This window comes from Christiangramia forsetii KT0803, assembly GCF_000060345.1.
Taxonomy (GTDB): Bacteria; Bacteroidota; Bacteroidia; order Flavobacteriales; family Flavobacteriaceae; genus Christiangramia; species Christiangramia forsetii.
On record NC_008571.1, the window covers coordinates 3095153 to 3108106 of the forward strand.

The 12954-nt window shown below is 36.8% G+C and carries 11 protein-coding genes; 9 read left to right on the forward strand and 2 right to left on the reverse strand.

What is annotated here, in order from left to right; all coding sequences use genetic code 11:
* Positions 1–55 precede the first annotated feature (55 nt).
* Entirely contained in the window at positions 56–511 is a 456-nt protein-coding gene (locus GFO_RS13945; RefSeq protein ID WP_011710803.1) for a GAF domain-containing protein, read from the forward strand.
* 321 nt (positions 512–832) lie between these two features.
* Here the strand turns inward: GFO_RS13945 and GFO_RS13950 are convergent, their stop codons facing one another.
* On the reverse strand, positions 833–2089 hold the full coding sequence (locus GFO_RS13950) for an ABC transporter permease (RefSeq protein WP_041250146.1): 1257 nt from the start codon (positions 2087–2089) through the stop codon (positions 833–835).
* A gap of 147 nt (positions 2090–2236) precedes the next feature.
* On the opposite strand from GFO_RS13950, the gene purH reads away from it, so the two are divergent.
* Genes purH through rodA form a run of 6 tightly spaced genes read left to right on the forward strand, consistent with a single transcriptional unit; the run spans position 2237 to position 9293 of the window.
* Positions 2237–3769, forward strand: a complete 1533-nt coding sequence (gene purH / locus GFO_RS13955; RefSeq protein ID WP_011710805.1) for a bifunctional phosphoribosylaminoimidazolecarboxamide formyltransferase/IMP cyclohydrolase — start codon at positions 2237–2239, stop codon at positions 3767–3769.
* Positions 3770–3810: 41 nt separating this feature from the next.
* A complete protein-coding gene (locus GFO_RS13960; protein WP_011710806.1) occupies positions 3811–4839 on the forward strand; it encodes a rod shape-determining protein in 1029 nt (342 codons plus the stop codon).
* A 14-nt stretch (positions 4840–4853) separates the two neighbouring features.
* Positions 4854–5678 carry a rod shape-determining protein MreC gene (gene mreC, locus GFO_RS13965; protein WP_011710807.1) on the forward strand — a complete coding sequence of 275 codons (825 nt, stop codon included), beginning with the start codon at positions 4854–4856 and terminating at the stop codon, positions 5676–5678.
* Complete coding sequence (locus GFO_RS13970) at positions 5671–6177, forward strand: hypothetical protein (RefSeq protein WP_011710808.1); 507 nt, start codon at positions 5671–5673, stop codon at positions 6175–6177. Before mreC ends, GFO_RS13970 begins: the two co-directional genes overlap by 8 nt.
* Positions 6174–8042, forward strand: coding sequence for a penicillin-binding protein 2 (gene mrdA, locus GFO_RS13975; RefSeq protein WP_011710809.1), 1869 nt, complete (start codon positions 6174–6176; stop codon positions 8040–8042). Before GFO_RS13970 ends, mrdA begins: the two co-directional genes overlap by 4 nt.
* Positions 8043–9293 carry a rod shape-determining protein RodA gene (gene rodA, locus GFO_RS13980; RefSeq protein ID WP_011710810.1) on the forward strand — a complete coding sequence of 417 codons (1251 nt, stop codon included), beginning with the start codon at positions 8043–8045 and terminating at the stop codon, positions 9291–9293.
* A gap of 301 nt (positions 9294–9594) precedes the next feature.
* On the opposite strand, the gene GFO_RS13985 is transcribed toward rodA, so the two are convergent.
* Positions 9595–11748: a carboxy terminal-processing peptidase gene (locus GFO_RS13985; RefSeq protein WP_041250147.1), complete on the reverse strand. Its 2154-nt coding sequence runs from the start codon at positions 11746–11748 to the stop codon at positions 9595–9597.
* Between the two features lie 148 nt (positions 11749–11896).
* On the opposite strand from GFO_RS13985, the gene surE reads away from it, so the two are divergent.
* Entirely contained in the window at positions 11897–12679 is a 783-nt protein-coding gene (surE, locus tag GFO_RS13990) for a 5'/3'-nucleotidase SurE (protein ID WP_011710812.1), read from the forward strand.
* Positions 12672–12953 carry a hypothetical protein gene (locus GFO_RS13995; RefSeq protein ID WP_011710813.1) on the forward strand — a complete coding sequence of 94 codons (282 nt, stop codon included), beginning with the start codon at positions 12672–12674 and terminating at the stop codon, positions 12951–12953. The genes surE and GFO_RS13995 overlap by 8 nt, the downstream gene beginning before the upstream one ends.
* The last annotated feature ends 1 nt before the right edge of the window (position 12954 follow it).

Here is a 12954-nt window from a genome sequence, read left to right on the forward strand (position 1 = left end):
TGAAGTACGCCCTTTACATTTCAAATTGAATACTTTTGCACTAAAGATTGTTAATATGACTTTTGATAAATTAAAACCGCAAATAGAAGTTCTCCTTAAAAAGGAAGATCTTGAAGTTAAAGATAAGCTTACTCAAGTTTGTGAGCTACTGGAACAGAACATTCCGTATTATGACTGGGTTGGATTTTATTTCAAGAATGGAAATAAAGAGGAGTTGAAATTAAAATCTTTTGCCGGCGAACCAACAGATCACGAAATCATTCCTTTTGGAAGAGGTATTTGTGGGCAGGTTGCTGTTTCTAATAAGAATTTTGTGGTTCCAGATGTGAAAGCTCAGAATAACTATATTGCTTGTAGCATTCATGTGAAAGCCGAAATTGTGATTCCTTTATTCGTAGATGGAGAAAATATTGGACAAATTGATATTGACAGTCATACTGCAGATCCTTTTTCTCATGAGGATGAGGTTTTTCTTCAATGGGTAAATGAAAAGGTTGCAGAAATACTTTAAAATTCAACACTAAATAAAAAAGAAAACCCTCAAAAATTTGAGGGTTTTCTTTTTTATAGCGTAGGTAAGTTTGAACTTTATAGTTCAAATATTTTCTAGAATTGAAGTGCTATAAGAACAAATAAGAAGATAAAAAATCCTAATAGTTGCACTAGCGACGACAAATAATCTTTTTCAATTTCGTTTCCCATTTTCATTTCTCTTATAGCATAAATATACCAAGCCTAAATATTGAGAATTAGACTTTTAACTAACTTTAATGCTTTTTAAAAGAATTTAAGGAAATATATGTGGGAACTCAGAAATAAATTAACGAGATTTTTACATTCCTGTCCTTATGGCTTCTACAGGATCTAATTTAGAGGCGGAGATAGCCGGAATTATTCCGGATATTAATCCAATCATAGCTGAAACTACAGTTCCTATGAGCATATTTAATGGCGAAAGGACAAATTCAAATTCACCAGTAAATTGCGAAGCGATGATGGATACAATCCATACAAAGAATAAGCCCACTAATCCCCCTATGACCGAAAGAATAATAGCTTCAAAAAGAAATTGCGAAAGAATAAATTTGTTTTTAGCTCCAAGCGATTTCTGAATTCCTATAAGATTGGTTCTTTCTTTTACACTTACGAACATGATATTAGCAATCCCAAAACCTCCTACCAGAAGTGAAAATCCGCTAATTACCAAACCAATTATGTTCAGCTGTCCTGTAATATTATCTATGAAATCTGAAAGTCCTGAAAGTTGATTCACGAAGAAATTATTAATCTCTCCTGGTTTTATGCCTCGCATACTTCTTAACTGCTGTTCTAAAATGGCTATAAACTCGTCATTATCTACTCCTTCCTCTGGTTTTAAAACAATTTGAGGAAAAACTGTTCCTTTAGTAGTTCCATATACCCTCCGTGCAAAATTCACTGGCACAAATGCCTGACCGTCTCTTGAATTTCCAACAAATGACTGCCCCTGCTTTTCCATTACTCCAATAACCGTTGCCTTTCTTCCAAAAACCCGAAGTTCTTTTCCCATAGGGCTGGTATCTCCAAATAAATTTGTAGCAACTTCATGACCTAATATAATTACAGGGGAACCACTAACGCCCTCTGGCTCATTAAAAAAGCGACCTTCAGCGAGATCAAAAGCCTCAATATCGTAATATTCATGGGTTACAGCACCCACATCTACTCCCGCACTGGTCACATCACGGTATTTTAAAGATGTTCCTCCAGGTATTCCCAGAGCAAAGCTAATCGCATCGAGGTCTGGCAAACTCTTTTTTAGATTTTGATACTCTTCATAAGAAACATCGGGAAACTGCTCTCGCTTCCAGCGAGGTATATCGGAGGGCCCAAAATTGAACCTCATCAAAATAATGGTACTATTATCTAGTGAACTAAGACTTCCCTTAATGTTTTTTTGCAATGAATCTACAGCGGCGAGAACCGCTATAATTGAAAATATACCAATGGTCACACCCAATAAAGAAAGAAAAGTTCTTAGCAGGTTATTCGTAAGAGCACTTACTGCAAAATTAAAACTCTCCTTTAGTACACGTAAATAAATTAGCATGGTATAAAAATCAGCTGTTTTTGGACGATTTAAAGATAGGACGCCCAAAGGAATTTTTCGTTACAAAATTTATCAAGATTTCATTCATTCCAACTTCAAATTTTTAGCTTAATTGGTTACTTTTGCAGCTTTAACAAACACAACACAATGAGCGAATTAAAACAAGCAAAGTCTGCTTTAATTTCAGTTTTCAGTAAAGATGGATTAGAACCTATCGTTAGAAAGCTTGATGATCTGGGTATAACGATTTATTCCACCGGAGGCACCGAGAAATTTATCAAGGAGCTTGGAATCGAGGTTGTTCCAGTAGAAGATGTTACCTCCTACCCATCAATTCTTGGGGGAAGAGTAAAAACACTTCACCCTAAAGTTTTTGGCGGAATCCTGAATAGACAGGATCATGAAGGAGATGTAAAGGAACTGGAACAGTTTGAAATTCCGCAGATTGATATTGTAATTGTGGATCTTTATCCTTTTGAAAAAACAGTAGCTTCCGGAGCTGCAGAACAGGATATTATAGAAAAAATTGATATTGGCGGGATTTCACTTATTAGAGCTGCCGCAAAAAATTTTAAAGATGTTACCTGCGTTTCTTCTGTAGACGATTATCAGGAATTTCTTGATTTGCTGAATGAAAAAAACGGAGAAACCAGTACTGCTGACAGGAAGAGATTCGCTACCAAGGCATTCAATATTTCTTCACATTACGATTCAGCTATCTTTAATTATTTTAATCAGGAAGATGAAGTAAGTTCATTTAAACAAAGTGAATTAAAAGGGAAAGAATTAAGATATGGTGAAAACCCACATCAAAAAGGAACTTTCTTTGGAGATTTTGATGAGATCTTTAACAAACTTCACGGAAAGGAACTTTCTTATAATAATCTTCTGGATGTTGATGCTGCGGTGAACTTGATGAATGAATTTAAAGGAGACGCCCCAACATTTGCAATTTTAAAGCATAATAACGCCTGCGGACTTGCTCAAAGAGACACAATTCATAAGGCATATGTAGACGCATTGGCCGGAGATCCTGTTTCAGCATTTGGCGGAATTCTAATAAGTAATGTGGAAATTGATGCCGATACTGCTGAAGAAATCCACAAACTTTTCTGCGAAGTGGTGATCGCTCCATCATTTTCAGAAAAAGCATTGGAAATTTTAAAGGGCAAAAAGAACAGAATCCTTCTGATCTTAAAAGATATAAAACTTCCCAAAAATCAGGTAAGAACCTGTCTCAATGGTGTTTTGGTTCAGGATAAAGATTTGAAGACCGATACTATGGAAGATCTAAAGCAGGCGACCAGCAATAAAGCTACAGATGATGAGTTATCTGACATGATATTTGCTTCGAAGATCTGCAAACACACTAAATCGAACACCATCGTTTTTGCAAAAAACAAACAACTTTGTGCTAGCGGTACAGGACAAACTTCACGAGTTGACGCCCTTACCCAAGGTATAGAAAAGGCTAGATCATTTGATTTCAACCTTAAAGGAGCCGTGATGGCAAGTGATGCGTTCTTTCCATTTCCCGATTGTGTGGAGATTGCTGGAAATGCCGGAATCACTGCAGTAATTCAGCCTGGAGGATCCATAAAAGATCAGCTAAGCATAGATTATTGTAATGATAATAATATCGCAATGGTGATGACAGGAACACGCCATTTTAAACATTAATTTTAGTACATTTACCCAAACCTCAATACTTATAAAATACTATGGGATTTTTTGATTTTCTCATTGAAGAAATTGCAATCGACTTAGGTACAGCGAATACCCTTATAATTCATAACGACAAAGTTGTTGTGGACAGCCCCTCTATAGTAGCACGCGACAGAACTTCCGGTAAAATAACTGCCGTAGGTAAGGAAGCGGCTATGATGCAGGGAAAAACTCATGAGAATATTAAAACCATACGCCCTTTAAAAGATGGTGTAATTGCCGATTTTGATGCCAGTGAAAAAATGCTCACCATGTTCATCAAAGAAATCCCGGCCCTTAAAAAGAAACTTTTTACTCCTGCCTTGAGAATGGTTATTTGTATTCCTTCAGGTATTACAGAAGTTGAGATGCGTGCTGTTAAGGAAAGTGCAGAAAGAGTTAACGGGAAAGAGGTTTACCTTATTCACGAACCAATGGCAGCAGCGATTGGGATTGGTGTAGATATCATGCAGCCAAAAGGAAACATGATCGTTGATATAGGGGGTGGAACTACAGAAATTGCGGTAATTGCCCTTGGTGGTATTGTTTGTGACAAATCGGTCAAGATTGCCGGGGATGTATTCACTAATGACATTGTATATTATATGCGTACTCAGCATAACCTGTATGTTGGAGAACGTACTGCTGAAAAGATAAAAATCCAGATTGGTGCGGCTACTGAAGATCTTGAGGTGCCGCCGGACGAAATGAGCGTTCAGGGTAGAGATCTTTTAACAGGGAAACCTAAACAGGTAAATATTTCTTACCGTGAGATTGCTAAAGCCCTGGATAAATCCATTCTTAGAATTGAAGATGCGGTTATGGAGACACTTTCTCAAACTCCTCCGGAACTTGCAGCTGATATTTATAATACGGGTATTTATTTAGCCGGTGGTGGTTCTATGCTAAGAGGATTAGATAAGCGCCTTTCTCAAAAAACAGATCTTCCTGTGTATATAGCTGAAGATCCGTTAAGAGCTGTGGTTCGAGGTACTGGTATTTGCTTAAAGACATTGAACCGATATAAAGGGATTTTGATCAAGTAGGAGAAGCTTAATTTATGCAGCAGATTTTCAACTTTCTTATTCGGAATAAGAATTCAATTTTATTCTTAATCCTGCTTGCTGTATCTATTTTTCTTACTGTTCAAAATCACGCATTTCAGAAAAGTCGCTTTATAAGTTCCGCGAATTCCGTAACTGGACGAGTTTACTCATGGTCAAGCAACATCAATACCTATCTTCATCTTGATGAATACAACGAAAGACTTTTAGAGGAAAACAATAAGCTCCGAAATATCATTTCCAATATCAACGATAGTATCTCCGTTGATAAGCAATTAGACAGTACTTCTTTTGAAGGTGATTATTTGTTCAGAACTGCCAGGGTAATCAATAATAACTTTGCGAAGGTTGATAACTACCTCACTCTTAACCGCGGAGAAAATTCCGGCATCAAACAGGAATACGGGGTTATTACCAGCCAGGGAATTGTTGGGATTGTAGATCGGGTAAATAATGAGTATTCCCGCGTGATCTCTATACTGAACAGCAGATCCAGGATTAACGCACAGTTAAGCAACACAAATCATTTTGGTAGTTTGATATGGGATGGGAAAGATCCAAATATTGTACAATTGATCGATGTACCAAGGCAGGCACCCCTTAAAAAGGGAGATACAATAATTACCGGCGGTAGGTCGTTGATCTTTCCAGAAGGACTTCCTATCGGAAGTATTAAAGATTTTAGCTTAGATCAAACACAGAGCTACTATACAATAAATATCAAGCTATTTAATGATATGACGAATATCGGGTATGTTTATGTGATTGAAAATGTAAACAGGGAAGCAGTAGAAAATTTACAGGAGACCACTAATGAATAGCAAACTACTTTCAAATATTGCCCGCTTTATAATTCTTGTATTTCTACAGGTTTTAATTCTAAACAATATCAATTTCGCAGGATATATAAATCCATATTTATATGTCTTATTTATTTTACTTTATCCTTTTGCCGGAAATCAGAGTCTTTTTCTTTTTCTCTCGTTTCTTTTAGGCATCAGCGTAGATATTTTTGAAGATAGTGGCGGTATAAATGCTGCTGCCTGTTTAGTTGCTGCCTTTATAAGACCTAATTTGCTCAGGTTTTCATTTGGAATTAGCTACGATCACCAAAATATAAGGCTCGCCAACACTCCCTTTGGAGCAAAATTGAGTTATATTTTTATTATGGTGGTCATCCATCATTTCGTTTTGTTCTCTTTGGAAATGTTCAGTCTAAATCATATACTCCTAATACTGAAAAAAACATTATTTTCCAGTATATTCACTGTAATCCTAATTCTTTTAAGCCTTACGCTATTCAGCAAGAAATATAGATGAGAAAAGTTTTACTCTACATAACCATTTTAACTACTGGCCTGATCTTTATTGGCAGATTATTTTACCTTCAGGTAGTAGATACTTCACTGGCTATTCGTTCTCAGGATAACGCCATAAAAGTGATATACGATTATCCACAACGAGGATATATTTATGACAGGGACGGTGAATTAATGGTTTCTAACCAGCCATCTTACGATGTGATGGTAATTCCAAGAAATCTTAAACCTTTCGATACTACTGAATTTTGTAAGATTTTAAATTTTTCCCGGGAAGATCTTGAGAAAAAACTGGACAAGGCACGCATTTATTCTCCCATGTTACCATCTGTAGTGATTCCGCAGCTTACAAAAAGTGAGTATGCCATCCTTCAGGAGAAAATGAGGAAATATGAAGGTTTTTATATTCAGAAGAGATCCCTTCGAGATTACCAGGTAGATCATAGCGCCAACGTATTAGGGTATATCGCCGAAGTAAACCAGAAAAAAGTAAACGAAAATCCTTACTATATCTCTGGTGACCTCATAGGAAGAGCAGGAGTTGAAAGTTATTACGAAGAATTGTTAAGGGGTGTTAAGGGAGTAAAACATATACAGAAAGACAGGTTTAACAGAGATATAGGACCTTATAAAGAGGGAATTTATGATACCCTCCCTGAAAAAGGAAAAGATATAACCATTACTATTGATGCAGCCCTTCAGCAATATGGCAGCGCACTTATGGAAAATAAACGTGGTGGGATTGTTGCTCTTGAACCAGCGAGTGGTGAAATACTTGCCTTAATTACCGCACCTACTTACGATCCGGCAAATCTGGTTGGTCGTAAACGTTCGCCTAATTTTACTGAATTATACTACGATACAATAGCCAGACCTCTTTATGACAGGGGGCTACTTGCTGAATATCCTCCAGGATCTCCTTTTAAAACTTTAAACGCATTGATTGGACTTCAGGAAGGGGTAGTTGATACGAATGATAAATTCTCTTGTAATCACGGTTACACTTACGGAAGAGGAAGAAAACTAGGATGCCATGCGCATAGAAGTCCGTTAGATATGATTCCTGGAATTGCCCAGTCGTGCAATGCCTATTTTGCTAATGTTTATCGCCGTATTATTGAAAAGTATCCGACGCCGCAAGAAGGAATGAACACTTGGAACGCCCACCTGGAAAGTTTTGGCCTGGGTAATTTCTTAGGATCTGACCTTGAAACGGGGCGACCAGGAAAAATACCCGATGCTGATTATTACAACCAGATCTATAATTACCCTACCTATAAATGGTATGCAACTGCAACTATTTCAAATGCTATTGGCCAGGGAGAAGTTTTAATGACGCCAATTCAACTGGCAAATATGGTCGCTACTATTGGAAATAAAGGCTGGTATTATACTCCTCATATTTTAAAGGAAATTAATGGCCAACCCATTAAAGAAGAAAAGTTTACAAAGAAGAACTATACTACTATCGATACGAAGAATTTCGATCCCGTAGTTGAAGGAATGCACGAAGTTTACAAAAGCGGTACCGCTTCAGCATTAAGAATTCCGGGAATTGAAATCGCAGGAAAAACAGGTACTGCTGAAAACTTTACCAAGATTGGAGGAAAAAGGGTTCAATTAACAGACCATTCTATTTTCGTGGCTTTCGCTCCGGTAGATAATCCTAAAATCGCTATTGCTGTTTTTGTTGAAAATGGATATTGGGGAGGGCGTTATGCCGGTAGGATCGCAAGCCTTATGGTAGAAAAATATTTAAAAGGGACCATTACCAGGACCGATATGGAAGACTGGATACTTAGCCATAGCCTTCAAGATGAATATGCAAAACCTATAAGCGGAGAACCTTTCAGAATTAATCAGTAAATGAGTAAAAGCAGCGCAGCAGGATTTGACTGGATAAGCATCTTTATATATTTAATTTTAATCTGCTTTGGTTGGGCCAATATTTACTCTGCATCTCTAGGCAGCAACACCGGTTCTTTTTTTGATCTAAGTCAGCCCTATGGTAAACAGGCCCTCTTTATAGGTTTAAGTATATTTCTAGTCATTATTGTACTTTCTATAGAAGCTAAATTTTACCAGCGTTTTTCAAGTATTATTTATCTTGTATCCCTGCTGTCTCTAGCAGGATTATTTGTTTTTGGAAAAACGATTTCAGGAGCTACTTCCTGGTATTCCTTTGGAAGCTTTGGAATACAACCATCTGAATTTGCCAAATTTGCTACTGCATTAGCTTTAGGAAAATATCTAAGCGATATTCAAACAAATATCAGGCGGCTTAGCCATCAGGTGAAGGCATTTATAATTATTGCGATTCCTGCTTTATTAATAATTCCGCAACCGGATCCTGGAAGTGCCCTTGTTTACGCAGCATTCTTTTTCCCGCTTTACAGAGAAGGTTTATCTGGCTTTTATTTGGTGACGGGACTCTCTGCTATTGCTGTATTCATTTTAACCCTACTTATCGGGCCTTTATGGGTTAGCGCAGGGGTGATTTTTATCGCCCTGCTTCTATTCTTCAGGAAACGAAAAAAACGTCCCGGAAGAGTATTAATTACGCTCTTTGTAATAATCTCTATTGCCTTGAGCTTTTCAGTTAATTATATCTTCGAAAATGTTTTTGAGCAGCGACATAGAGATCGATTCAATATTGTACTGGGAAAAGAAGTAGATTCCCGGGGTATTGGGTATAATACCAATCAAAGTGAAATTGCTATAGGTAGTGGTGGATGGCTTGGGAAAGGCTGGACTGAAGGAACACAAACAAAAGGTCATTTTGTTCCTGAACAGCATACTGACTATATTTTTAGCACTGTTGGTGAAGAATGGGGATTTTTAGGGAGTGCTTTGGTAGTGATCTTATTTGTACTTCTGCTTCTACGACTTCTTGTTCTTGCGGAAAGACAACGAAATCAGTTTTACAGGATCTATGGATATTCTGTAATAGGAATACTCTTTATACATTTTCTCGTAAATATCGGGATGGTAATTGGCGTATTCCCAACCGTTGGAATCCCTCTACCTTTTTTTAGTTATGGAGGTTCCGGACTCTGGGGTTTCACGATACTGCTATTTATCTTTATTAAGTTAGATTCTGACAGGCTTTCTTACTGAAGCGATTCAGACTAATTTTACCTCCAAATTTCGCATTTTTCGTCTTCTTTTCGTCATTTTTAACTTCCGTAGCTATGGCTATGCAACTAATGAATGACTTCAATAGGCGAAAAAAGCCTTCATTTTCGGTTCCAAACTAAAAGCTTAAATCACTTCATTAAGAACACTTGTCTACCATCAATAATATGGCAGCAGCCATCAATATAATTACCGGATAGATATATTTTCTTTTCATATTCTAATTCTAAAGCATAAAAAAACCCGGAAATAAACTTCCGGGTTTCAATTTATCTATTAAATATTAATTCTTCACTTTCTTTTTTCTATTAACATCAGCAAGCTTATTTCTAGTAATGTTATTCATTTTCATATCTGAAAGAACATTGATAGCTTCTTCAATATATACATCCTTACTCAGGTTTTCATGCCATCTCTGTCTCTTTTCCTTTAGGATAGTATCTGTTGTAAAGAGTTTTTCTTCATAAGGCAATGAATTATAAGTTAGATTGGTTTTATAATCCTTAATGGCATCAAACTGCTTGGCCATTTCCTTATTTTTTTCAGCTTCATCAGCATAATCTGTATAATTTAAAGAATAGCTCCTGTCTTCACTCTGAGTTTTTACCCATTTGGCATTTTCTTCAATTAACTTAAGCTGAGTATTTGAATCCATTCTCTTTTTGCTGGCATCTATAGCTTCGTCATATCCAACATATCCATTCCAGATATCGAAATCTGCAGCATCGATCTTATCCCAGGGAAGTGGATTTTCCTGATCTTTTTCTCCAATATCAACAAAACTATATCTGTCTGGAACCACTACGTCACTCTTCACCCCTTCAAGCTGGGTTGAACCACCATTTACACGGTAAAACTTCTGGGTAGTGATCTTAAGAGCTCCCATGTCTCCCATATCATTATTTCGAAGCCACCTGTTAAGATCTATTACATTTTGAACAGTTCCCTTACCATATGTTTGCTTACTTCCTATAATTATAGCTCTTTTATAATCCTGCATGGCAGCGGCTAGAATTTCAGAAGCCGAAGCAGATAATTCGTTTACAAGGATTACCAGCGGGCCATCCCAGAGTACTTGCGGATCTTCATCTTTTAGTACTTCTTTACGAGCTCCATTTGATTTCACCTGAACTATAGGACCTTTTTCAATAAACATTCCTGCGATATCCACCACAGTTTTTAGTGAACCTCCACCATTATTTCTAAGGTCTAATACCAGACCTTCCATTCCTTCTTTTTTCAAATTGATAATATCTTCCTTAATGTCTGAAGCGGCATTTCGGTTTTCGTAATCTTCCATATCAAAATAGAATTTAGGTAAATTTATCACCCCAAATTTTCTATTCTCTTTCTCTACCATTGAAGTTTTCGCATAGGTTTCTTCAATCTCAATCACATCACGAACTAAAGTCACCTCTTCAATATTGCCCATAACTTTTTTACGAACAGTAAGTATGACCTTAGTATCCTTTGGACCCTTAATAAGGTCTACCGCATCGTCTAGTCTCATTCCAACAATACTTACAGCTTCTTTCTCATCTTCCTGCTTAACCTTAAGGATCACATCACCTTCAGCAATCTCCTCACTTAACCAGGCAGGCCCTCCGGAAATAACTTCAGTAATAGTAATATTATCACTATCCTTCATTAAACGCGCACCAATTCCTTCAAGTTTACCTGACATGGCGATATCAAACCTATCCTTTTCCTGAGGTGCGAAATAAAATGTATGAGGATCAAATTCCTCTACAATAGCGTTAATATATACTGAAAAATAATCTTCTCTTTCAAGATCATCAGTAAAATCGTAATACCTGTCTATATTAGAAAGTGTAGTTTCTCTCGCTTCTTTTTCAAGTTCAGCATCAGTCTTCATTACATAAGAGTCATCTTCTTCTTTTTGATTTTTCTCATCCTGTTTTAGATCGTAATAAGTAATTAATGCATTGAACTTTAATTGCTCTTTCCATCTCTTTCTCATTTCTTCTTTTGAAGAAGCATATTCCAAACTATCGTAAGCTGTGTTTATATTCTCGCTTTCTGTAAAGTCAAAGGGTTCTGAAAGAATTTCTTTGTACAGAGATCTTGCCTCTTCCATTCGCTCTCCCAATCGACCATAAGTAAGGTTGAAGAAATCGATATTCTTACTTTTTATCTGATCATCCAGTTTTTCTTTAAAAGCATCAAATTCTTCAATGTCTTTTTTATAGAAAAAACGCTTAGAAGGATCAAGTCCTTCTAAATAATCTACATATACATTGGCTGAAAAACCGTCATTTATATCTTTTGCATCATAATGCCCCTGACTAAGTACATATGTAATTAAGTCTATAAGTAGTTTATCCTTATTAGGGTCTTCAAACTTCTTGGTAGTAAAACTACAAGAAGCGGCAGCCATTAAGAGAACGACTGCTATAATTTTAAAATTCCTTTTCATAACTCGTTTTAATTTCGTCATCGTTTGGTTACCATAAGTATAGTAAAAACTGTGCCAATAACTTTAATCTGGCGCACTAATTTGTCAAAGCACTAATATAAGCTTTCCTTATTTAAATTCTTATTTTAGCAAAACCAAATAATGATGCATGAACAAGAAAAAACCGCTTATTCTGGTAACCAATGATGATGGTATTACTGCCCCCGGAATAAGAACTCTCGTAGAAGTAATGAAAGAACTGGGAGATGTGATCGTGGTTGCCCCAGATAGTCCTCAAAGCGGCATGGGTCACGCGATAACAATTAGTGATACCCTATTTTGCGAACAGGTTACCATTAAAGAATCTTATAAACATAAAGAATACAGCTGTTCGGGAACACCGGCAGATTGTGTGAAAATTGCCACCCAAGAGATCCTTCATAGAAAACCAGATCTTTGTGTTAGCGGAATTAATCATGGCTCCAACTCATCGATTAATGTAATCTATTCCGGAACCATGAGTGCGGCAGTAGAAGCTGGAATTGAAGGTATTCCGGCAATTGGTTTTTCCCTGCTTGATTATTCTTTAAATGCAGATTTTGAACCTACACGAAAATTTATAAAAACCATTACAAAAAATGTTCTGAAAAATGGCCTGCCTATAGGTGTTGTGCTGAATGTAAATATTCCGAAACTGAAGGAAGCAGAAATAAAAGGTATTAAAGTCTGTAGACAGGCGAATGCTCACTGGGAAGAGGAATTCGACAAAAGAACGAATCCGCAGGGGCGAGAATATTACTGGCTTACCGGAAAATTTGTAAATAAAGATGAAGGTAAAGATACTGATGAAAAGGCACTGGAAGAAGGCTATGTTTCTGTAGTCCCGGTGCAGTTTGATCTTACCGCCCACCATTTTATAAAAGATTTAAGCAGTTGGTCACTCAATGATTAAACAAAATGTAGTTACTGGATTTTTAACCGGGATTGCGGCAAATATCGCCGGTGTAATATTATACATTACTCTGCTTTCTGATGCTGAGCTGGATATAGCGCTTAAAGATGCATTAGTAAATGATTACCTGGGAAAAATAATTGCGCTGGGTGCCGTTCTTAACTTTTTGCCATTTTTTGTTTTTCTAAAGAAGAAACAAAACTATCATGCTCGCGGTGTTCTATTGGCAACTGTAAGCGTTGCAGTAGCTGTTGCAATATTCAAATTCTTTTAAA

Coding starts and splice junctions, on each gene's coding strand:
- GFO_RS13985 (WP_041250147.1), bottom strand. CDS start 11,748: ATGAAAAGGAATTTTAAAATTATAGCAGTCGTTCTCTTAATGGCTGCC.
- GFO_RS13995 (WP_011710813.1), top strand. CDS start 12,672: ATGATTAAACAAAATGTAGTTACTGGATTTTTAACCGGGATTGCGGCA.
- surE (WP_011710812.1), top strand. CDS start 11,897: ATGAACAAGAAAAAACCGCTTATTCTGGTAACCAATGATGATGGTATT.
- GFO_RS13970 (WP_011710808.1), top strand. CDS start 5,671: ATGAATAGCAAACTACTTTCAAATATTGCCCGCTTTATAATTCTTGTA.
- purH (WP_011710805.1), top strand. CDS start 2,237: ATGAGCGAATTAAAACAAGCAAAGTCTGCTTTAATTTCAGTTTTCAGT.
- mreC (WP_011710807.1), top strand. CDS start 4,854: ATGCAGCAGATTTTCAACTTTCTTATTCGGAATAAGAATTCAATTTTA.
- mrdA (WP_011710809.1), top strand. CDS start 6,174: ATGAGAAAAGTTTTACTCTACATAACCATTTTAACTACTGGCCTGATC.
- GFO_RS13950 (WP_041250146.1), bottom strand. CDS start 2,089: ATGCTAATTTATTTACGTGTACTAAAGGAGAGTTTTAATTTTGCAGTA.
- GFO_RS13945 (WP_011710803.1), top strand. CDS start 56: ATGACTTTTGATAAATTAAAACCGCAAATAGAAGTTCTCCTTAAAAAG.
- GFO_RS13960 (WP_011710806.1), top strand. CDS start 3,811: ATGGGATTTTTTGATTTTCTCATTGAAGAAATTGCAATCGACTTAGGT.
- rodA (WP_011710810.1), top strand. CDS start 8,043: ATGAGTAAAAGCAGCGCAGCAGGATTTGACTGGATAAGCATCTTTATA.